The organism is Microtetraspora sp. AC03309, assembly GCF_020826795.1.
In the GTDB taxonomy this organism is placed as follows: Bacteria; Actinomycetota; Actinomycetes; order Streptosporangiales; family Streptosporangiaceae; genus Microtetraspora; species Microtetraspora glauca.
In genome coordinates this window covers 23,636-44,324 of record NZ_JADDIL010000020.1, presented here as the reverse complement: position 1 = coordinate 44,324, position 20,689 = coordinate 23,636, and the positions used below count along the sequence as shown (strand labels likewise).

Here is a 20,689-nt window from a genome sequence, read left to right as displayed (position 1 = left end):
GTCATGGAGATAAGTTCTACCGCCGGTCACCGACAGAAATCACCTCGCGCGGCGGTCCTGCTCAGCGACTCTGACAGGACTCTGCCAGTCGCTCCGCCGATCCGCCTGCGATCGGCTGCCCGCTCCTACGGCTCATTCGACGCCGATGAGAAGCGGGTAGCCGCCCTGTCCCCCCTCGTAGACGACCACCTCGATGTCCGGGCGGACCCGCGCCAGATGGTCCCGTACGGCTCCCGCCGGAGTCCCGGAGGGGTCGGCGCCGGTCACCAGCGTCACCATCTCACTGCTCGACGACATCATGCGGTCGGCCACCTGGACCGCCACATCGGTGACGGCGCCGCCGATGAGGGCCACGTCGCCGTCGACGACGCCGAGCACGTCACCGGGACGGCACAGCCCCGCGCTGGTCACGGCCTCACGGTCGGCCACCCACACGTGCCCGTGCCGGGTGTGGCCCGCCGCGTCGGTCATGGCCACCACGTCGTCGTCGAAGCGGCGCAGCGGATCGTGCACGGCCAGAGCGGCGAGGCCCTGGACCGACGCCTTCGTCGGCAGCACGCTGACCGTGAGCCCCTCCTCACGGGCGATCTCGGCGGCGGCCGCGGCCACCGCCTGGGCGCCGGTGTCGTTCGGCAGCACCGCGACCTCGCTTCCGGCCTCCCTGATCGCCGCGAGCACGGCGGCGAGCGGCGGGTTCGCTCCGGGCTCACGCCGTACGACGACGGCGCCGGACCGGCGGAAGAGAGCGGCGAGACCGTCCCCCGCCGCGACGGCGACCACCCCGCGCGCCCGGGCCGGTTCGTGGATGCGGCCGCCGAGGTACGTCACGCGGACGCGGTGCGGGCGACCGGCCGCGAGGCCCGCCTCGATCACGGCGCCGGCGTCGTCCGCGTGGATGTGGACGTTCCACAGATCGTCACCTCCCACGATCACGAGCGAGTCGCCGAGCGCGTCGAGTTCGGTCCTGAGCCGGCCGATCGCCGACTCTGGCGCGTCCAGGAGGTACATCACCTCGTATCCGGGCGCGGACGCGTGAACGTCCTCCCGCGCCTCGTCGACGGGCACCCGGCCGGTAGGGGCCGGGATCTCGTGCCGCTCGCTGAACGCCTCCGCGACCACCTCGGCCAGGGTCTCCAGGATGATCACGAGCCCGGCGCCGCCCGCGTCGACCACGTGGTTCCTGGCCAGCACGTCGAGCTGGCCCGTGGTCCGCCGCAGCGCGCCGCGCGCCTCCTCCGCGGCGACCCGTGCCACCTCGCCGAGGTCGTCCGAAGCATGCCGTACGGCCTCCGCCGCGGCGGCCAGGACGGTGAGCACGGTCCCCTCGACCGGCCGGACCACGGCGGCCCTGGCCATCTCGGCGGCCCGCAGCAACGCCCGGCGCAGGTCGGCTCCCCGCCCCTCCGCCATCCCGAGCACCTCGGCCAGGCCGCGTATCGCCTGGCTGACGATCACCCCCGAGTTTCCGCGGGCACCGAGCAACGCGCCGTGGGCGAGCGTCTGCCACGTCCTGTCGCGGCCCGCGTCACCGGGCAGGCCGTCCACCGCCTCGGCCGCGGAGAGGACGGTGAGGTGCAGGTTGGTGCCGGTGTCCCCGTCAGGGACGGGAAAGACGTTGAGCGCGTCTATCTCCGCCCTCGCGCGGCCGAGAGCGTCCGCGCACCGGCGCGACCAGCGGCGTACGGCGGGCGGGTCGAGCACCTCAAGCATGAACGCCGCCCCTTCGATGACATGGCCCGCACACGTGGCGCCGTCCCGATGCGCTACCGTTGGTCGCTACGAGATTATCCCCGTTCGCCGGGATCCCGTTTGGCGTGCAACGGCCGACATCGGATATCCTCGTGTGGCCAGCCGGTTGCCCCGGCACGCTCGGATGAGCCGCTCTTGGCGGACCGGGCCGATTCGACTGATCTGAAGGAGCGATGACCGTGGCTTCCGTCTGCGACGTCTGCGCTAAGAAGCCGACTTTCGGCAACAACGTCTCCCACTCGCACCGCCGCACCCGCCGCCGCTGGAACCCGAACATCCAGACCGTGCGCGCGACGGTCAACGGGACGCCGAAGCGGATGAACGTGTGCACTTCCTGCATCAAGGCGGGCAAGGTCACCCGCTGACCCAGCTCTTCCGGAGCCCGTCACCGATCCGGTGACGGGCTTTCGTGTTGTCCGGGCCGGACGTTTCGTGTTGTCCGGGGCCGGACCCGGGCCCGCTTTGCGTGGCGGGCCCGGGTCCGGTCATCCGCCGGTCCGCCAGCGCCAGGCGTGGTCCACGGGGCCGATGCCCGCGCCCAGGGGGAAGCCGTGCGCGATCGCCCCCGTGACGTACTCCTTGGCCTGCCGTACGGCCTCCGGCAGGTCGTCGCCGAGGGCCAGGCGGGAGGCGATGGCCGAGGCGAGCGTGCATCCGGTTCCGTGCGTGTGGCGGTTGTCGTGGCGCTCGGCGGCGAAGCGATATCGCCGATCGCCGTCGGTCAGCAGATCCACCGGCTCGCCGGGGAGGTGACCGCCCTTGATCAGGGCCCAGGTGGGCCCGAGCGCGAGCACGGCCTCCGCCGCGCGTGGCAGGTCGTCCTCATCCTCGACCTTGACCGAGGTGAGCTGCTCGACCTCCCAGAGGTTCGGCGTGACCACCGTCGCCACCGGAAGCAGCAGCTCCTTCATGGTCTCGACGGCCTCGGGGGCGAGAAGCGAGTCCCCGTGCTTGGAGACCCCGACCGGATCGACCACGACGGGGGCCGCAACGCTCGCGAGTGCTCCGGCGACCGTCTCCACCAGCGTCGGAGAGGCCAGCATCCCCGTCTTGACCGCTTGGACCCCGATGTCTCCGAGCACGGAGTCGAGCTGGGCCCGGACCGCCTCCGCCGGCAGTTCCCAGTAGCCCTGGACGCCGAGCGAGTTCTGCGCGGTCACGGCGGCGATGACGCTCATGCCGTGCACTCCGAGGGCCAGCATCGTCTTGAGGTCGGCCTGGATTCCGGCGCCGCCGCCGGAATCGGAACCGGCGACGGTGAGCACGCGTGGAGGAGTGGAGGTCATGGCCCTATCAAACCAGGCGACGTCTCCAACCCGGCCGGGCGGTGAACCGGCCGGTCCGCCGGAGAGGCCGTCCCCCGGACGGTGAACCGGCCGGTCCTCCGGAGAAGCCCCCCGCTCTCGCGGACGCTCATGTCATCGGAAGTGATCCCAGCCGCCGGCGGTGCCGGACCGGCCGGTGACGTGGACCCCCTTGCCCTCGATGACCCGGCCCACCACCAGCCAGGGGGACGGAAGCCGTACATCACCGGGGAAGGCGGCGGCGAAGGCGTGGTCCTCGCCTCCCGTGAGGACCCACTCCAGCGGGTCGGCTCCAAGGTCGCGGGCGGCCTCGGCGAGTGCGGGGGCGACCGGGAGCGCGGCCGGATCCAGCTCGATCCCGGTGCCGCTCGCCTCCGCGATGTGGCCGAGATCCTGCAGGAGGCCGTCGCTCACGTCGAGCATCGCGGTGGCGCCGAGCCGGGCCGCGCCGGGACCGCAGGCGTACAACGGCCGCGGCCGGCGGTGGGCGTCCACCAGGTCTCCGCCGTCCGCCCGGCCGGCCTGGAGCAGCGCGAGTCCCGCCGCGGCGTGGCCGAGGCGGCCCGCGATGGCGACGACGTGGCCGGGGCGGGCCCCAGCCCTGGTCACCGGCTGTCTTCCGCCGAGGTCGCCGAGCGCGGTGACGCCGAGCACCACCGTGTCGGACCCGGAGATGTCACCTCCCGCCACGCTGGCGCCGACGAGCGCGCACTCGTCGCGGAAGCCGTCGGTCAGAGCGTCCAGCCAGTCCGTCGTGACGTCGGCGGGCAACCCGAGACCGACGAAGATCGCCGTCGGATCGGCCCCCATGGCGGCGATATCGGAAAGATTCTGAGCTGCGGCTTTACGGCCAATGTCATAGCCACTGGACCAATTACGACGGAAGTGCCTACCCTCGATTAGGAGATCCGTACTCACGACGACCCGGCCGTCCGGAGCGCTCAGGATGGCGGCGTCGTCTCCAGGTCCGAGCAGTACGGCCGCACCCTGCGGCAATCGCCCAGCGATACGTCCGATTACACCGAATTCGCCAAGATCTCCGATTGTGATGGCACACCCCTAGTGCATTCGAGGTACGGTACGCTCCGGCACTGATCTCTATCCGGAGGGCGTTATGGTGCAGGCCTACATCCTTATCCAGACCGAGGTCGGCAAGGCCGCCAATGTGGCCGGCCAGATAGCCGGGATCAGCGGTGTCACCCAGGCAGAGGATGTCACCGGCCCTTATGACGTCATCGTGCGGGCCGAGGCCCGCAACGTCGACGAGCTGGGCAAGCTGGTCGTCGCCCAGATTCAGGCGGTCGAGGGCATCACGCGTACTCTTACATGTCCGATCGTGCACATCTGACCTGGGAAGAGATGCGAAGACTGATCCCCGCGGCCGGAGCCCTGGCCGTACTGTCCCTCGCGGCATGCTCCGGCGCGGTGCGGGTGGACCCGCCCACGCCCGCCGGAGCCGCCGCGTCGGCGTGCCAGAAACTCGCCACCGCGCTGCCCTCACGGCTCGACGGCGCGGAGCGGGTGGAGAGCGAGCCCCGCTCGCCGTACGTGGCGGTGTGGGGGGCGGGTGAGATCGCCCTGCGCTGCGGAGTGGACCGGCCCGCCTCGATGGCCGCGACCGACCAGGTCTCCGACCTCGACGGCGTCGCGTGGTACGCCGACCCCAAACTCTCGACGCTGTTCACGGCGATCAACCGGGAGGCGTACGTCGAGGTGACCGTCTCCGGGAAGCATGTCCCCGGAGAGGTCCTGGTGGATCTGGCGGGCCCGATCAAGTCGTCCGTCCCGGAGTGACGGGACGGCTCAGCGCAGCCCGGCCGGGCGGTCGAGCGCGAGCTGGAGCAACCGGTCGACGAGCTCGGCGTACGACAGTCCGGTCGCGGCCCAGAGCTGCGGCGCGACCGAGAGCGACGTGAAGCCCGGCATCGTGTTGATCTCGTTGAGGACGAGCTCCCCCGAGGACGTGTAGAAGAAGTCCACCCGCGACAGGCCCTCGCAGGAGAGCGCCTCGAACGCCTGGACGGCCATCGCCCGCACCGCCTCGGCGGCCTCCGCCGGGATGTCGGCGGGGGCGTCGAGCGCCATCTGGTCGGGGTAGTACTTCGCCTCGAAGTCGAAGAACTCGCGCTCGCCCCGGACCAGCACCTCGCCGGGGACGCTCGCCTCCGGGGGCGCGTCTCCGAGGGACTCGAGCACGGCGCACTCGATCTCCCTGCCGACGATCGCGGCCTCGACCAGCACCTTGGGGTCGTGCTCGCGGGCCAGCTCGATCGCGGTCTCCAGCGACTCCGGGTCGTACGCCTTCGAGATGCCCTGGGACGAGCCGGCGCGGGCGGGCTTGACGAACACCGGCCAGCCGAGCTCCTCGACCTCCTTGAGCACCCTCCCGCGGTCGGTGCGCCAGTCGCGGTCGCGGACGACGACGAACGGCCCCACCGGGAGCCCCGCCGCCTTGAGCACGAGCTTCATGTACGCCTTGTCCATGCCGACCGCGCTCGCCAGAACGCCGGAGCCGACGTAGCGCACCCCGGCCATCTCCAGGAGTCCCTGGATGGTGCCGTCCTCGCCGAACGGCCCGTGCAGCATCGGGAAGACCACGTCCACCTCGCCGAGGGACCGCGGGATCTGCCCGGGGTCCAGCGCGACGAGCGATCCGGAGTCGGACGGCAGGGCGAGGGCCGTGCCGGACTCGGTCACGACCGGCAGCTCACCCTCCTCGATGGCGTAGCTCTGCCCATCGGACACCAGGACCCAGCGCCCGTCCTGTGCGATGCCGACCGGAATGACCTCGTACCGGGATCGGTCGATCACGCTGAGCACGCTGCCCGCGCCCATCAGCGACACCGCGTGCTCGGAATTGCGACCGCCGAAGACGACGGCGACTCGAATCGGCCGGGAAGGCACCTCGCGCTGCTCGTTCATGATGCTCGAATGTACCGCTTCCGGACGTGGAACCTGCTTGTCAGGCCCGCGTGTGGCTGCCGTCGCGTACGGCGTCGAGTGCCTGGGTCACGTCCACGATGAGATCCTCCGCGTCCTCCAGCCCGATCGAGAACCGTACGGCTCCCGCGTCCACACCGGAGAGCGCCTCGTCAGGACGGGCGGCCGAGGCGAGATGCACGGCCGTGGTGCGGGTCCCGCCGAGGGACCCGGCGAGCCGGGTGAGCCGCAGGGCGTCGGCGAGCGCGGCGCCCGCGTCGTACCCGCCATGAACGGTCACGGTGACGCAGCCGCCGAACCGGGTGCCCTCCGGGCCGGAGTCGAACAGGTGCCGGGCGAGCTGGTGGCCGGGATGGGCGGGCAGCCCGGGATAGTCCACCCAGCGCACCGCCGGATGCTTGGCCAGCGAGGCGGCGAACACCATCGCGGTCGAGCACATCCGGCGCACCCGCAGCGTCATCGTCTCCATGCCCCGGCGCAGCAGGAAGGCGTCGTCCGGGGACAACGACCCCCCGGTGTCGACCCGGATCTCGCGGATCAGGTTGATCAGGTCGGGCCGTCCGACGACCACGCCGCCGGCGCAGTCGTCGTGGCCGCCGACGTACCTGGTGGCCGAGTGGACGACCAGGTCGGCTCCGTGCTCCAGCGGCCGGCACACGACCGGTGTGGCGAGGGTCGAGTCGACCACGAGCAGCGCTCCGGCGTCCCTGGCGAGCCGGTAGAGGCCCCGGATGTCGGCCACCGCCATCGTCGGGTTGGCCAGCGTCTCGGCATAAATGATCTTCGTGGTGGATCGAATCACCCGGTGGACGCGGCGCAGGTCCGAATAGTCCACGAAATCGGTGGCGATCCCGAACCGGGACAGCACGTTCGTGAGCAGGGAGTGGGTGCCGCCGTGGACGGGCGCGGGCGCGAGGACGTGCGTCCCCGCGCGCAGGAAGGTCAGGAACACCGCGGTCGTCGCGGCCATGCCCGAGGGGAACGCCTGGCCGGCGACGTCCTCGGGCGCGGCGGCGCCCTCCATCGCGGCCATGGCCGCGGCGAACGCGGCGACCGTCGGGTTGTCGGCCCGATCCGAGGCGAGACCCGATGACCGGGCGGCCGCCGACTCGGCGTATCCGGGGGAACCGGGGAGGTTCCAGCCGGAGGTCCGCCACACGGGCTGGCCCGTCGGGGCCTCGCGCGGAAGCGGAGGCGCCGGCAGGTGGACCGCCCGGGAGTTCTCCCCGAGCCTCCTGCGCCCGCGCCTCATGGGCCTACACGCCGTAACGCTCCGGCTTCGGGGTTCGCGACATCAGCAGCATCGCGGCCTCGTCCGGGGCCATCCCGTCGTGCACCACACCGACCACGACTTCGGTGATCGGCATCTCCACGTCGTGTTTCCTTGCCAGCTCGAGAACCGACTCGCACGATTTGACTCCCTCGGCGGTCTGCTTCGTCACCGCGACGACCTCGGCCAGGGTCATCCCGCGTCCCAGATTCTCACCGAAGGTGCGGTTCCGGGACAACGGGGAACTACAGGTCGCCACCAGATCACCCATTCCGGCCAGACCCGCGAACGTGTGCTGATCGGCGCCGAGAGCCGCGCCGAGCCGGGCGATCTCCGCGAGGCCGCGGGTCATGAGCGTCGCCGCCACGTTGTCGCCCAATCCCATGCCGACGGCGACACCGACAGCGAGCGCGATGACGTTCTTCACCGCGCCGCCGAGCTCGACGCCCACGACGTCCGGATTGGTGTAGGTACGGAACCACGGCAGGTGGCAGGCGTCCTGGAGCCGCCGCGCGACCTCCTCGTCCGGGCAGGCCACCACGGCGGCCGCGGGCTGCCGCCGGGCCAGTTCGGGGACGAGGTTCGGGCCGGACACCACCGCCACCCGCTCCAGCGGAACGCCCGCGACCTCGCTGATGACCTCGCTCATCCGCTCGCAGGTGCCCCGCTCGACGCCCTTCATGAGACTGACCAGCACGGCGTCCCGCGGGATGTACGGCTTCCAGACGGCCAGGTTGTCGCGGAGCGTCTGGGCCGGCACCGCGAGGACCACGAAGTCGGCGCCCTCCATCGCCTCGGCCGGATCGGTCGTCGCGCGGAGGGTCTCGGGCAGCCGCAGTCCAGGGAGGTACTCGGGGTTCTCGTGCCTGTCGTTGATCGCGTCGACGACCGAGGCGCGTCTCCCCCACAGCGTCGTCCTGGTGCCCGCCTCCGCGAGGATCATCGCGAACGTGGTCCCCCACGAGCCAGTACCGAAAACGACAGCCCTGCTCACCGGTCGCTCACCACTCCTCGTCGTCCGACGGAACGGCCTCGTCTCTCGGCCGGCCGTTCCGCTCGCCGCGCCGGGCCCGCTCACCGCTCACCGGTAGCTCCCTGTTTCCCGCGCGTCGTCCCCTTCACCGTACGCGCTCATCCTGTGTGAGCCGTGTTTTTCGGGTCATACGGGGATTCGGGGGCGTTCTCATCACGGATCTCCGCGAGTTGGCCGGTGATGGCGGCCATGATGTCGGCGGTGGCCTCGCGCAACACGGTGCCCCGCATCGGCTGGCCCTCGAACCGGGACAGGTCGACCGGCGGCCCGGCCAGCACCTTGAACGTCTTGCGCGGGAACAGCCGCGGCTTCTTCTCGCCGTACGGCAGGAGCTCGTGGGCGCCCCAGTGTGCGATCGGGATCACCGGCGCGCCGGTCGTCAGCGCCAGCCGGGCGACGCCCGTCTTGCCCGCCATCGGCCACAGCTCGGGGTCACGGGTGATCGTGCCCTCGGGGTAGAAGATGACGCACCCGCCGTCCCTGAGCCGCTGCTCGGCGATCTTCAGCGACTGGGTGGCCTCGGTGCTGCCCCGGTGCACCGGGATGGCGAGCAGCTTGGCGACGACGTGGCCGAGTACCGGCACCTTGAAGATCCCGGACTTGGCGAGGATCACCGGCCAGCGCCCGTTGTTGTAGAGGTAGTGGGAGAGCAGGACCGGGTCCGACCACGACATGTGGTTGGCCGCGATGATGACACCGCCCATGCGCGGGATGCACTCGCCTCCGCGCCAGGCGCGCCTGATCAGCAGGATCGACAACGGCTTCACGATCAGGACGGCCAGGGACTCCCAGAACCGGGAGGGACGGCCACGGCGCTTCATCTCGACTCCTCGCGTGCCGGCCGGACGGGGAACCGCGAATCGCCGCGCCGGCTCGGCGCGCCCGTCTCGGCGGGTACCCGGGCGCGCGTCATCGCGCTTCGTTGTCCGCTCACTTGCTCCTCCACGTGCAGATCCGCCGCCCCCGGCGGCGTGGTGACCCCAAGTCTCCCGGTTGGCTCCCAGCACTGTCGAGGCGGGATGCTTAACGTTATGCAGCTCACGCGATGGACCCTCGTGGTGCCGGTCAAGACCATCATCAGGGCGAAGACCCGCCTCGCGGGTGCGGCGGGGCCGTACCGCGCCGAGCTGGCGGTCGCCATCGCGTGCGACACGGTGTCCGCGGCGCTGAGCTGCCCGCGGGTCGGCCGCGTGATCGTCGTCACCGCGGACCCGGTGCCCGCGGAGAGGCTGGCCGCCCTGGGCGCCCATGTGGTGACCGACCCCGACAGGGGTCTCAACACCGCGCTCCGCTTCGGGGCCGCCGAGGCGGTACGGCTCGCGCCCGACGGGGCCGTCGGGGCGCTCCAGGCGGATCTGCCCGCGTTGCGCCCGGCGGAGCTGGACCTGGTCCTCGCCGCCGCCGCGGAGTTCGACCAGGCGTTCGTCCCCGACGCGGCGGACGTCGGCACCACCTTCTACGGCGTACGGCCCGGCGTGTCCTTCGAACCGCGTTTCGGCGGCGAGTCGAAGGCCAGGCACCTGTCGGGCGGCGCGAAGGAACTGACCCTGGACGGCATCGCGTCGGTCCGCAGGGACGTCGACACGGTCGAGGACCTCCGGGACGCGCTCGCCCTGGGCCTTCCCCCCACCACCCTGAGCGTGGTCGCGCGAATCCGGCCCCCGATCGCCCCCGGCCTCGTGGGGTGAAGCGGGCGGTCCGCCGTACGGCCCGGCCGGGAAACGGGCGTGGCCACATGATCGGTCAGAGCGATCATGTGGCCACGCGGTCGAGCGGTGCGGTCGTGGGGCGCGCATCTCAGGTCAGGTGCTCGCGGGCACGACCTCCTTGAGCGCGTCTCCCTCGGGAGCGTCCTCCTCGCGGGCGTACTTCGGCAGGAGGAAGGCGACGAGGAAGGTCAGCAGCAGCATGCCCGCCACGACCCACAGCGTGATCTTCATGGCGTGCTCGAAGGTCGTGCCGGTGGGAACCGGGCCGAGCAGGTCGAAGAAGATCGTGCCGAGCAGGGCCACACCGAACGCGTTGCCGAGCTGCTGCACGGCCGTGAGCGTGCCGGAGGCCGATCCGGTCTCGTGCTGCTCGACACCGGCCAGCACGATGTCGAAGAACGGTCCCATGAGCAGGCCCATGCCGATGCCGGTGACGATCAGGGCGGGCGCGAGCTGCCACGGCGTGACCCCGATCCCGGCCATGTCGATCGTCAGATAGACACCGAGCGCGCCCAGGGCCATGATGAGCGCTCCGCCGTGCAGGACCTTGCGGCCGAACCGCTTGACCGCCTGCATGATGCCCATGCCGAGGATCATGCCGACCGACCAGGGCACCCCGGCGAGACCGGCCTTGATCGGCGAGTAGCCCAGGCCGATCTGCGTGTAGAGGTTGAAGACCAGCATGAACCCGGCCATGCCGGAGAAGAAGACGATGCCGGTCAGCAGGCCGCCGGTGAAGGCGCGCTTGCGGAACAGGCTCGGCACGATCAGCGGGTCGCCTCCTGTGCGGCTCTTGCGCGCCTCGAACCATCCGAAGAGCGCGAAGGTGACGACGGACGCGCCGATCATGATGAACGACCAGACCGGCCAGTCGTTCTCGCGTCCCTGGACCAGCGGGAAGACGATCAGGACCGCCGCCAGCGACGCGATGACGACACCGGGGAGGTCCAGCTTCAGCGCGTGCGGCGAGCGCGACTCGGGCAGGAAGCGCAGCGCGCCGAGAATCGCGGCCAGGCCGAACGGCAGGTTGATGATGAAGATCATGCGCCAGCCGGTGCCGAAGAAGTCCGCGTCGACCAGCCAGCCGGCCAGGATCGGGCCGCCGACCGATGCCAGACCCATGACCGGGCCGAACAACATGAAGGCCGACTGCATCTCCTTGGGCGGGAACATCTCCTTGATCATCCCCAGGCCCTGCGGCAGCATGACGGCTCCGAACAGGCCCTGAACCACGCGGGCCGCGATCAGGGTCTCCGGCGACTGGGCGACGGCGCACAGCAGCGAGCCCACGACGAAGCCGGCCGCTCCGATGACGAACATCCTCTTGCGGCCGAAGATGTCGCCCAGACGGCCGCCGGTGAGCAGGCCGGTCGTCATGGCCAGCGTGTACGCGGCGCCGAGCCACTGCAGGGTGCTCGCGCTGCCGCCGATATCGGTCCGGATGGTCGGACCGGCGATGTTGGTGACCATCGCGTCGAGGAGGTCCATGACCTCCGCGGCGAGGATCACGAAGAGCGCGGCCCAGCGCCACCGGTACGGCGTGGACTCGCCCGCGGGCGGCGTGGACGTCGCCACCTCGGCATGAGTGGACATCGATCCTCCAACGAGGGGGTAAGAACAGTGTTCACCTTAACTGATCACTGTTCTATCATTGAATGGTGTTCACTAGGAACGTGCGGTGTTCTCAAGATATATCGCCTTTGGCCGGTGCACAAGATATATCTCGTTGACGATCGTCGTTCGTTCCGCCGAGCGGCGTTCACTAGCATGTGCGCGGGAGGTCCCGATGATTCAGCCGGACATGCCGACGCCGCCGTGGGAGCGAACGCGGAGGCGAGCCGCTCCCTCTCGCATCCCCCTCACGCGGGGGCGCATCGTCGACGCGGCCTTCGTCGTGCTCGACCGCGAGGGGTTCGACCGGCTGAGCATGCGACGGGTCGCCGCCGAGCTCGGCGTCGCGGTCTCGGCCCTCTACGCGCACGTGGACAACAAGGACGAACTGTTCGAGCTCATGTACGAGCGGTTCTTCGACGGCTTCGACCTGCCGGAACCCGATCCCGAACGCTGGCAGGAGCAGGTCAAGGACTTCGCGCGCGAGAGCCGCGCCCGGCTGCTGGCGCACCGCGACATGGCCCGGATCTCCATGGGGCAGATGCCGTTCGGTCCCGAACTGCTGCCGTACGTGGAGAAGATGCTCGCGCTGCTGCGCGTGGGCGGGCTGCCCGACCACGTCGCGGCGATCGCGGGCGACCTGCTTTCGACGTACGTCGACGGCTTCGTCGCCGAGGAGGGCGTCTGGAAGGAGCGATCCCAGGGCGAGGGCGTCAAGTCGTGGGACGAGATGCGCGACGAGATGAAGGAATACTTCGCGTCGCTCCCGCCCGACCGGTTCCCCAACATGGTCGCCATCGCCGACCTCATGGTGGACGAGTCCAACGACTACCGCTTCGAGCTCGGCCTCGACATCATCGTGCGCGGCCTCGCGTCGTACGTCGAGCCGCGTCCCGGCGAGAGCTGACTCAGTGCCACCACCTCCCGGAGGCGGCCGAGTACGCTGATCAGGTGCAGGCCACGGTGAAGACCTTCGACGACGCGACCCGCTCCGGGTCGGTGTTCCTGGACGACGGCGCGGAGCTCGCCTTCGACGCCGACGCCTTCGACGCGGGCCCGCTGCGGCTGCTGCGCACCGGCCAGCGGGTGAACATCGTGGTCGACGGCGGCCGCATCACCTACGTGACCCTCTCGACGTTCCCGCTGCCGTAGAGCGGCGCTTGTCGCCTCGCCCCGCTCATGGCCTCGCTCCGCTCGGCGGGGCGCCGACCTGGGGATGCGCTGCCGGGAGCGGCGAAATGTGCGCACTGAACAGGTGGCCCGTGTAGGCCGTCTCCGTGTACGTGCGTGTCCGGACGGCCAGGCATAGCCGCCTGCGCGGTCGGGTTCCACGGATGTCCACGGATGTCCACGGATGGACCGGCAGGTGTCTGTCCGCCCCTCCCGATCTCGTCATCACCATGCCAGGCACGACCGCGACCTGGACGATCATGAGATGAGGAGGACCAGGTGGGCACGATCAGCGTCTTCGAGAGCGTCTGTGTGGACGGCGTCATGCAGGGGCCCGGCCGGACGGACGAGGACACCAGGGGCGGATTCCATCACAGCGGTTGGGGCATCGGGTACACCGACGAGGTGATCGGGAAGTTCGTCGGGTCGGGGATGGGCAGAGCCACAGCGATGCTCTTCGGGCGTCGGACGTACGACGACCTACTGGGCCACTGGACAACGGTGACCGACCCCAACCCGTTCACCGAGGTGCTGGTGAACTCCCGTAAGTACGTCGCCTCACGCGAGGCGGGCAGCGAACTCGCCTACCCCAACTCCACGCTGCTGGTGGGGGAAGCGGCCGACACCGTCGCACGGCTGAAGGACGAGGTCGACGGCGTGATCAGGGTGATCGGCAGTGGTGAGCTGGTGCGCTCACTCCATGCGGCGGGCCTGATCGAGGAGTACGTCCTGCTGATCCACCCGATCGTGCTCGGTTCGGGCACGCGGCTGTTCGGCGAGGGAGAACGCACCGACCTGACGCTCCAGGAGGCGATCATCGCCACGACCGGTGTGGTGATCGCACGCTATCGGGTCAAGTGACGAGGGAGGATCGGGACATGCGGTACATGCTGATGTTCCACTACGGCGAGGTGAGCGAGGAGTCGATCGGGGCCGAGGCGATGGCCGCAGGGCTGCGAGCCATGGCCAGTTACGCCGCGACGCTGGAGCAGGCCGGGATTCTGGTGAGCGGCCAGGTGTTGCAGCCGTCGGCCAGCTCGACCACACTCACACTGGTCGACGGGGAGCCGCGCATCCAGGACGGGCCGTTCGCCGACACCAAGGAGCAGCTCGGGGGCGTGATCGTCATCGACGTGCCGGATCTGGACGCCGCCCTGGAGTGGGCCCGGCAGGCGCCGCCGCTGGCGTGGGGCACCGTCGAGGTCCGGCCCGGTGCCGTGCACATCGAGGCCGGCACATGGGTTCCATCATCGTGACCGGCGAGGCGGCCGCGCACGTCGCCGAGCGCACCGCTCGGGCGTCCCACGGTCGGCTGGTCGCCCTGCTGGCCGCTCCGACCGGCGACCTCGAACTCGCCGAAGACACCCTGGCGCAGGCCTTCGAGCAGGCTCTGACCACGTGGCCGCGCGACGGCGTACCGGACAACCCCGAGGGCTGGCTGTTCACGGTCGCCCGCAACCGTCAGCGAGATCTGTGGAAGTCCGCCGCCCACCGCCGCAACCAGCCGCTGGAGGCGGCCACCGACATCGCTGCCGACGCCGTCTCGCCGCTGAACCATCTCGATCCAGACCAGATCCCCGACCCCCGGCTGGCCCTGCTGTTCGTCTGCGCGCACCCGGCCATCGCCGCCAACGTCCGTACCCCGCTGATGCTCCAGGCCGTGCTCGGGTTCGACTCCGCCCAGATCGCGCGGGCCTTCGCCCTACCCGCCGGGGCGATGTCGCAACGCCTGGTGCGGGCCAAGCGCCGGATCCGGGACGCCAAGATCCCCTTCGTCGTTCCCGGGCGGCAGGCCATGCCCCAGCGGCTGCCACCGGTGCTCGAGGCGGTGTACGGATGCTACGCACTGACCTTTCCGGAGCGGGGCGACGAAGCGTCACTCGCGGGCGAGGCCCGGTACCTGGCCGTCACCACCGCGACGCTGCTCGGCGACGAGCCCGAGGCGTGGGCGCTCGCGGCGCTGCTCACCCTTGCCTCGGCACGCGCCACGACTCCCGGCGATCGCTATCTACCGCTGCAGGACCAGGCCCCAGACGATTGGGACCACCGCCTCATCGCCGAGGGCGAAGCCTATCTCCGGCGCGCCGAACGGCCCGGCCAGGCGCCCGGGCGCTTCCAGCTCGAGGCGGCGATCCAGGCGGTCCACTGCGATCGGGCCCGCAGCGGTGCCACCGACTGGAACGCACTGTGCATCCTCTACACGGCTCTGGTCGCGATCGCGCCGAGTCTGGGCAGCCGGGTCGCCCACGCCGCCGTCGTCGGCCGAACCCAGTCACCACAGACGGGGCTGTCGCTGCTGGAGGCATTGCCCGTCGAGCGGGAGCGGTTCCAGCCCTATCACGCGGCACGCGGCGATCTACTCGTCCAGCTCGACCGACACCAGGACGCGGTCGCGGCCTACGCCCAAGCGGCCACGCTCAGCGCGGATCCCGCTCTCCGGGCCTTTCTCGAGCGGCGGGCCAAGGAAGTACCGCGATGACCGACGTCCCCTGCCGATCACGAACCCGGCAGGCGGGTCTGGACCTCGACCGGCCTTGAGGCGACTCGTGCCCCTCTGTGCTTGAGCGCCGCGCCTCCGGCACGACGGGCCGGGAAAAGCAGGACGGCGCCCGGATGATCCGGACGCCGTCCTCGGTCGAGACCGCCGCTACTTCTTGGAAGACTTCTTGCCGCCGGCGTTGACGAGCTCCTTGAAGTCGTTTCCGGGGCGGAACTTGGGCCCCCAGCTCTCCTCAACCTTGATCGGTGCACCGGTCGAAGGGTTCCGAGCCGTGCGGGCAGGCTTGTGGACCATCTCAAAGGCGCCGAACCCGGTGATAGAGACCTTGTCCCCACTCGCGACGGCATGCTGGATGGCGTCGAGAATCGCATTGACCGCCTCGGTGGCCGTCTTCTTGTCACCGACGCGGTCCGTGATCGCGTCGACGAGTTCCTTCTTGTTCATTGGTTCCTCCCCCTTACGCGCTTGAAATTAGGGGACGCGTGCATGGGACTCAATCACCAGGCGCTGTGTTTCGCCCACTCCGTGTGTCGGATGTGCCGTCCAGATAGGCGATGAAGGCATCAAGCCGGGCGGTTGCATGCTCTATGTCCTGCTTTGCCACGTTACAGATAGCAAGCAGTCTGTGCGTAAGGCGGGTCCGCTCTTCGAGAGACACGTCCAGCGCCCTGACGCGGCGGTGCGCATCGCGCAACCCCCGCGCCAGGCGATCGTCTTCTAGCTGAAACTCGTTCAGACAGTGGTCGGCAGCCATGGCTGCCGTCCATTCTCGTACACCGCGATGTCGTCGGCGTGACGCAGGGTCAGCCCGATGTCGTCCAGGCCCTCCATCAGCCGCCAGCGCGTGTAGTCGTCGATCTCGAACGACCAGGCGTCGGATCCCATCCTGACCTCGCGCTCGGCCAGGTCGACCGTGATCTCGACGGCCGGGTCCGCCTCGGCCGCCGCCTGCAGCCCCTCGACGACGTCGGCGGGGAGGATGACCGGGAGCAGGCCCATCTTCGTGGAGTTGTTGCGGAAGATGTCGCCGAAACGGGCCGCGATCACGACGCGGAAGCCGTACTGCTGCAGGGCCCATACGGCGTGCTCGCGCGAGGAGCCGGTGCCGAAGTCCGGACCCGAGAGCAGGATCGAGGCGCCCTCGTAGGCCGGGTTGTTCAGGATGAAGGACGGGTCCTCACGCCATGCGGAGAACAACCCGTTCTCGAAGCCGGTACGGCTGACCTGCTTGAGCCAGACGGCCGGGATGATCTGGTCGGTGTCGACGTTGCTGCGGCGCAGGGGGACGGCCCTGCCGGTGTGCGTGGTGAAGGCATCCATCGGTGTTCTTCCTTGAACAGGGCCTAGGCCAGGTCTGCGGGAGCGGTCAGCTTGCCGGTGACGGCGGTCGCGGCGGCGACCTGCGGGGACACCAGGTGGGTGCGGCCCCCCTTGCCCTGACGGCCCTCGAAGTTGCGGTTGGAGGTGGAGGCGCTGCGCTCGCCCGGCTTCAGCGTGTCGGGGTTCATGCCGAGGCACATGGAACAGCCCGCCTCGCGCCACTCGGCCCCGGCGTCCTTGAACACCTGGTCCAGGCCCTCCTCCTCGGCGGCCTTCTTGACCAGCATCGAGCCGGGCACGATCAGCGTGCGGGTGACGACCTTGCGGCCGCGCAGGATGCCGGCGGCGGCGCGCAGGTCCTCCAGCCGGCCGTTGGTGCAGGACCCGACGAAGACGGTGTCCACCTGGATCTCGTTCAGCGGGGTTCCGGCGCTCAGGCCCATGTACTCCAGGGCGCGCTCGGCGGCCGACCGGTCGATCGGGTCGGTGAACTGCTCCGGCGCGGGTACGGCGGAGCCAAGCGGAGCGCCCTGGCCCGGGTTCGTGCCCCAGGTGACGAACGGCGTCAGCGTCGCGGCGTCGATCTCCACGACCCGGTCGAACTCGGCGTCGTCGTCGGTGCGCAGGCTCTTCCAGTACTCGACGGCCTCGTCCCAGGCGGTGCCGGACGGCGCGTGGGGACGGCCCTTGAGGTAGGCGAACGTGGTCTCGTCCGGCGCGATCATGCCGGCGCGGGCGCCCGCCTCGATCGACATGTTGCACACGGTCATCCGGCCCTCCATGGAGAGGTTGCGGATGGCCTCGCCGCGGTACTCCACGATGTACCCCTGGCCGCCGCCGGTGCCGATCTTGGCGATGATGGCGAGGATCAGGTCCTTGGCGGTGACCCCGACCGGCAGGTCGCCCTTGACCTCGATGGCCATGGTCTTGGGCCGGTAGGCGGGCAGCGTCTGGGTGGCCAGCACGTGCTCCACCTCGGAGGTGCCGATGCCGAACGCGATGCCGCCGAAGGCGCCGTGCGTGGACGTGTGCGAGTCACCGCAGACGATCGTCATGCCGGGCTGCGTCAGGCCGAACTGCGGGCCGATGATGTGCACCACGCCCTGACCGGCGTCGCCCATGGGGTGCAGCCGGACGCCGAACTCGGCGGCGTTCTTGCGCAGCGTCTCGACCTGGGTGCGCGACACCGGGTCGGAGATGGGGCCGAGTACGGTCGGGACGTTGTGGTCCTCGGTCGCGATGGTGAGGTCGGGCCGCCGGACCGGCCGGCCGGCGAGACGCAGGCCGTCGAACGCCTGCGGGCTGGTCACCTCGTGGACGAGGTGGAGATCGATGTACAGCAGGTCCGGCTCGCCGTCGGCGCGACGCACGACGTGCTGCTCCCAGACTTTCTCGGCCAGTGTGCGACCCATGGTTGTGACGCCTCCTTGCGTTTCGACCTCCCGACGTCTCTCATCATGAGACGGAAATATCGGGATATGGACAACTCTAGCTGCTAATCCGGACCATTGTGTTTGCGTCTCGGATCGCGAGACGGCAGTATCGGGGTATGGACAACTCTAGCGGAGTCGGAGTGCTCGACAAGGCCGTTCTCGTACTCAACGCCCTGGAAGCGGGGCCTGCTTCCCTGGCCCAGCTCGTCCAGGCGACCGGCCTCGCCCGGCCGACGGCCCACCGGTTGGCCGTCGCGCTTGAGCACCACCGCATCGTCTCCCGCGACACCCAGGGTCGCTTCGTCCTGGGCCCCCGGCTGTCGGAGTTGTCCACGGCCGCCGGCGAGGACCGGCTGCTCGCCGTCGCCGGCCCGGTCCTGACCCACCTCCGTGATCTCACCGGGGAGAGCGCGCAGCTCTACCGGCGCCAGGGTGACGAGCGGGTCTGCGTCGCGGCCGCGGAGCGCGCGAGCGGCCTGCGCGACACCGTTCCCGTCGGCTCCGCGCTGCCTATGATCGCCGGATCGGCCGCGCAGATCCTGCTCGCCTGGGAGGAGCCCGACCGGCTCCACCGCGGCCTGCGCGGCGCGAAGTTCACCGCCGCCACGCTCGCGAGCGTACGCAGGAGGGGATGGGCGCACAGCGTCGGCGAACGCGAGCAGGGAGTGGCGAGCGTCTCCGCGCCCATCCGGGGCGCGGGCGGCAAGGTAATCGCGGCGGTGTCCGTCTCCGGGCCGATCGAGCGGCTCACCCGCACGCCGGGCCGCATGCACGCCGCCCCCGTCGTGGCCGCCGCCGAACGGATCACCGAGGCGATGCGGCGCGCTAACTGATTAGAGAGCATGCCCGGTTAGCCCTAGGCTGGCGGGGTGACAGACCGCATTGAGGCAGCCGCCGCTGAACTGCGTCCACTGCTCCAGGAGTTCATCCTCTGGGCTCCCGCCAACGCTCCCGGCAGCGATCCCGACCTGGTGGGCCCGGCCGTTCTGTGGCATCGCCTGGATGCCCGTGACGACGCGGGGTTGTGGAAGGCGGGCGACCTGCGCACCATCCTGCTGGAACGCATCCCGCAGGTCGTCGAGGATCCCGACGAGGCCGCCGACGGCATGGTCCCCGCCCTGCGGTCCTATCTGACGTTCCTGTCCGAGACGGGTCGGCTGGTGCAGGGCTCCGCCTCGCTCGACACCCTCCTCGCCGAGCTCGACGAGATCGAGGACGACTTCGTCGAGACGATGGAGGACGCCATCGCCGAGCGCGACTGGGACGAGGAGGAGGACGAGTTCGAGGACGACGAGGACGAGAGCCTCGGCGACTTCGAGCCCTTCGCCGACGAGATCGCCGACCTCCCCACGATCCGGTTGCGTCCGGACTCCGAGCTCGCGGCGGCGGCTCGCGCGGTCCCGCTCATCACGCAGGCCCGCGATCTCGCGGGGTGGGTGGGCTCCGGCCGCAAGGTCGGCGCGGAGACCCTTCTCACCGAGGAGGAGGTCAAGGAGGCGGTGCGCACCGTCGGCCTGAGCGACGCGCAGTCCCTCTGGAACCTCTGGAACCTCGCCATCGACCTGGAGTTCATCGCCCCGGACGGGGACGACACGGTCAGCGTCGACGCCGACACCGCCGCCTGGCCGTTCGAGGACGACGAGGACGTCCTCGACGCCTGGATGCTCGGTCTCCACTCGGTCGACTACGGCGACCCCGAGTTGGACGACGACGATCTGACGCTGGCGCTGTCCGGGCTGACCCGGGCGCTCCTGGTCCGGGTCCTGATCAACGGCGGCTCGCGCTCGATCACCGAGCTGCGCGAGGAGCTGGCCGAGGCGGCGACCGAGTACGACGACCTCGGCCCTGACGCGTGGGCCGCCGCCGGCGACCCGCTCGCGCCTGTGATCGCGTGGCTGACCGGCTACGGCATGGTCACCGTGGAAGGCGACGAGGTACGCCTCACGCCCCTCGGCACCGAAGGCGTGGTCCACCTCGTGGACGACGCGGACATCGACATCGACGCCCGGCCCGCCATCGACGCGATGACCGCGATCGACCTGCTGTCGCTGAGCGCCGACCTGCCCGAGGAGGAGGCGGACGCCGAGTTCGCCGCGTGGCTCGGCCTGCGCGACCCCGCCCGGGCGGCCACCGAACTGCTCGCCGCCGCCGCGGAGGACGAGGCCGACGCCCTGGTCCGGGTCCAGGCGGCCAGCCTGGTCGGGGCCCTCGGCGAGGTGGCCGTACCCGCCTGGACCGAGGCGCTCGAGGAGCCCTCCCTCCGGCCGTACGCGGCGACGCACCTGACCCAGCTCGACGTCGAGGACGCGCCGGAGCCCACTCAGGCCGACACGCACTGGCTCATTCTCGACATGTGGACGATCTCGGCCGGGCTCGGCCGGGCGGAGTTCGTCAGCAGCCTGCACGACATCGGCCCCGCCCAGCAGATCATCGGCCTGCTCGACGTGATCTGGAAGGTTCCTCACCCGCACCTGGAGGAGCTGCTCGAGGCGGTCGGCGACGCCCATCCGGACAAGCAGGTGGGTAAGGCGGCCAAACGGGCGCTCTTCAAGGCCCGATCGCGCCGCTGAGAACGTCCGGCGGACGCGGCACGCTCGTCACCGGAACTCACAGGGGACACGCCCGACCGGGCGTGTCCCCTGTTCCGTTG

Annotated in this window: 22 protein-coding genes; 11 read left to right on the top strand and 11 right to left on the bottom strand. The window is 70.4% G+C overall.

The window, feature by feature from the left end; genetic code table 11:
* Positions 1-132: 132 nt before the first annotated feature.
* Complete coding sequence (locus IMZ11_RS14210) at positions 133-1,710, bottom strand: DAK2 domain-containing protein (protein ID WP_228641531.1); 1,578 nt, start codon at positions 1,708-1,710, stop codon at positions 133-135.
* Positions 1,711-1,928: 218 nt separating this feature from the next.
* Between IMZ11_RS14210 and rpmB the strand changes: the two genes are divergently transcribed.
* Complete coding sequence (gene rpmB / locus IMZ11_RS14205; protein WP_061255238.1) at positions 1,929-2,114, top strand: 50S ribosomal protein L28; 186 nt, start codon at positions 1,929-1,931, stop codon at positions 2,112-2,114.
* A gap of 120 nt (positions 2,115-2,234) precedes the next feature.
* Here rpmB and thiD read toward each other — a convergent pair whose 3' ends face one another.
* Together thiD and IMZ11_RS14195 are read right to left on the bottom strand one after the other, a co-directional pair.
* A complete protein-coding gene (gene thiD / locus IMZ11_RS14200; protein ID WP_228641529.1) occupies positions 2,235-3,035 on the bottom strand; it encodes a bifunctional hydroxymethylpyrimidine kinase/phosphomethylpyrimidine kinase in 801 nt (266 codons plus the stop codon).
* A 132-nt stretch (positions 3,036-3,167) separates the two neighbouring features.
* Positions 3,168-4,103 carry a thiamine-phosphate kinase gene (locus tag IMZ11_RS14195; RefSeq protein ID WP_228641645.1) on the bottom strand — a complete coding sequence of 312 codons (936 nt, stop codon included), beginning with the start codon at positions 4,101-4,103 and terminating at the stop codon, positions 3,168-3,170.
* A 64-nt stretch (positions 4,104-4,167) separates the two neighbouring features.
* Between IMZ11_RS14195 and IMZ11_RS14190 the strand changes: the two genes are divergently transcribed.
* Both IMZ11_RS14190 and IMZ11_RS14185 read left to right on the top strand, forming a co-directional pair.
* On the top strand, positions 4,168-4,401 hold the full coding sequence (locus IMZ11_RS14190) for an Lrp/AsnC family transcriptional regulator (RefSeq protein WP_061255034.1): 234 nt from the start codon (positions 4,168-4,170) through the stop codon (positions 4,399-4,401).
* A gap of 11 nt (positions 4,402-4,412) precedes the next feature.
* Entirely contained in the window at positions 4,413-4,847 is a 435-nt protein-coding gene (locus IMZ11_RS14185; RefSeq protein ID WP_228641526.1) for a DUF3515 domain-containing protein, read from the top strand.
* Positions 4,848-4,856: 9 nt separating this feature from the next.
* Here IMZ11_RS14185 and IMZ11_RS14180 read toward each other — a convergent pair whose 3' ends face one another.
* The 4 genes from IMZ11_RS14180 to IMZ11_RS14165 all read right to left on the bottom strand — a co-directional run bounded on the left by IMZ11_RS14180 (position 4,857) and on the right by IMZ11_RS14165 (position 9,117).
* Positions 4,857-5,975 carry a D-alanine--D-alanine ligase family protein gene (locus IMZ11_RS14180; protein ID WP_228641525.1) on the bottom strand — a complete coding sequence of 373 codons (1,119 nt, stop codon included), beginning with the start codon at positions 5,973-5,975 and terminating at the stop codon, positions 4,857-4,859.
* Between the two features lie 40 nt (positions 5,976-6,015).
* Positions 6,016-7,245 carry a PLP-dependent aspartate aminotransferase family protein gene (locus tag IMZ11_RS14175; RefSeq protein WP_228641523.1) on the bottom strand — a complete coding sequence of 410 codons (1,230 nt, stop codon included), beginning with the start codon at positions 7,243-7,245 and terminating at the stop codon, positions 6,016-6,018.
* A gap of 4 nt (positions 7,246-7,249) precedes the next feature.
* Positions 7,250-8,257, bottom strand: coding sequence for an NAD(P)H-dependent glycerol-3-phosphate dehydrogenase (locus IMZ11_RS14170; protein WP_228641521.1), 1,008 nt, complete (start codon positions 8,255-8,257; stop codon positions 7,250-7,252).
* A gap of 137 nt (positions 8,258-8,394) precedes the next feature.
* On the bottom strand, positions 8,395-9,117 hold the full coding sequence (locus IMZ11_RS14165) for a 1-acyl-sn-glycerol-3-phosphate acyltransferase (RefSeq protein WP_228641518.1): 723 nt from the start codon (positions 9,115-9,117) through the stop codon (positions 8,395-8,397).
* Positions 9,118-9,327: 210 nt separating this feature from the next.
* Here IMZ11_RS14165 and cofC point away from each other — a divergent pair, with 210 nt between their 5' ends.
* On the top strand, positions 9,328-9,984 hold the full coding sequence (gene cofC / locus IMZ11_RS14160) for a 2-phospho-L-lactate guanylyltransferase (protein WP_228641516.1): 657 nt from the start codon (positions 9,328-9,330) through the stop codon (positions 9,982-9,984).
* Positions 9,985-10,098: 114 nt separating this feature from the next.
* Here cofC and IMZ11_RS14155 read toward each other — a convergent pair whose 3' ends face one another.
* Entirely contained in the window at positions 10,099-11,598 is a 1,500-nt protein-coding gene (locus IMZ11_RS14155) for an MFS transporter (protein ID WP_228641514.1), read from the bottom strand.
* A 193-nt stretch (positions 11,599-11,791) separates the two neighbouring features.
* On the opposite strand from IMZ11_RS14155, the gene IMZ11_RS14150 reads away from it, so the two are divergent.
* The 5 genes from IMZ11_RS14150 to IMZ11_RS14130 all read left to right on the top strand — a co-directional run bounded on the left by IMZ11_RS14150 (position 11,792) and on the right by IMZ11_RS14130 (position 15,265).
* The gene (locus IMZ11_RS14150; RefSeq protein ID WP_228641512.1) at positions 11,792-12,523 is read left to right on the top strand and encodes a TetR/AcrR family transcriptional regulator; all 732 of its coding nucleotides are present in this window, start codon (positions 11,792-11,794) and stop codon (positions 12,521-12,523) included.
* A 44-nt stretch (positions 12,524-12,567) separates the two neighbouring features.
* Entirely contained in the window at positions 12,568-12,768 is a 201-nt protein-coding gene (locus IMZ11_RS14145) for a hypothetical protein (protein ID WP_061255043.1), read from the top strand.
* A gap of 297 nt (positions 12,769-13,065) precedes the next feature.
* A complete protein-coding gene (locus IMZ11_RS14140) occupies positions 13,066-13,647 on the top strand; it encodes a dihydrofolate reductase family protein (RefSeq protein ID WP_228641510.1) in 582 nt (193 codons plus the stop codon).
* A gap of 17 nt (positions 13,648-13,664) precedes the next feature.
* Positions 13,665-14,042 carry a YciI family protein gene (locus IMZ11_RS14135; protein WP_228641508.1) on the top strand — a complete coding sequence of 126 codons (378 nt, stop codon included), beginning with the start codon at positions 13,665-13,667 and terminating at the stop codon, positions 14,040-14,042.
* Entirely contained in the window at positions 14,024-15,265 is a 1,242-nt protein-coding gene (locus tag IMZ11_RS14130) for an RNA polymerase sigma factor (RefSeq protein WP_228641506.1), read from the top strand. The genes IMZ11_RS14135 and IMZ11_RS14130 overlap by 19 nt, the downstream gene beginning before the upstream one ends.
* Positions 15,266-15,433: 168 nt before the next feature.
* Here the strand turns inward: IMZ11_RS14130 and IMZ11_RS14125 are convergent, their stop codons facing one another.
* The 3 genes from IMZ11_RS14125 to leuC form a co-directional block, all read right to left on the bottom strand.
* Positions 15,434-15,730 carry an HU family DNA-binding protein gene (locus tag IMZ11_RS14125; RefSeq protein WP_061255047.1) on the bottom strand — a complete coding sequence of 99 codons (297 nt, stop codon included), beginning with the start codon at positions 15,728-15,730 and terminating at the stop codon, positions 15,434-15,436.
* Positions 15,731-16,018: 288 nt separating this feature from the next.
* Entirely contained in the window at positions 16,019-16,606 is a 588-nt protein-coding gene (gene leuD, locus IMZ11_RS14120) for a 3-isopropylmalate dehydratase small subunit (RefSeq protein ID WP_228641504.1), read from the bottom strand.
* Positions 16,607-16,629: 23 nt separating this feature from the next.
* Positions 16,630-18,018 (bottom strand): 3-isopropylmalate dehydratase large subunit, encoded by a 1,389-nt coding sequence (leuC, locus tag IMZ11_RS14115; protein ID WP_228641502.1) that lies wholly within the window; start codon positions 18,016-18,018, stop codon positions 16,630-16,632.
* A gap of 137 nt (positions 18,019-18,155) precedes the next feature.
* Between leuC and IMZ11_RS14110 the strand changes: the two genes are divergently transcribed.
* Both IMZ11_RS14110 and IMZ11_RS14105 read left to right on the top strand, forming a co-directional pair.
* The gene (locus IMZ11_RS14110; protein WP_061255050.1) at positions 18,156-18,872 is read left to right on the top strand and encodes an IclR family transcriptional regulator; all 717 of its coding nucleotides are present in this window, start codon (positions 18,156-18,158) and stop codon (positions 18,870-18,872) included.
* A gap of 36 nt (positions 18,873-18,908) precedes the next feature.
* Entirely contained in the window at positions 18,909-20,609 is a 1,701-nt protein-coding gene (locus IMZ11_RS14105; protein ID WP_228641500.1) for a hypothetical protein, read from the top strand.
* Positions 20,610-20,689: the final 80 nt, after the last annotated feature.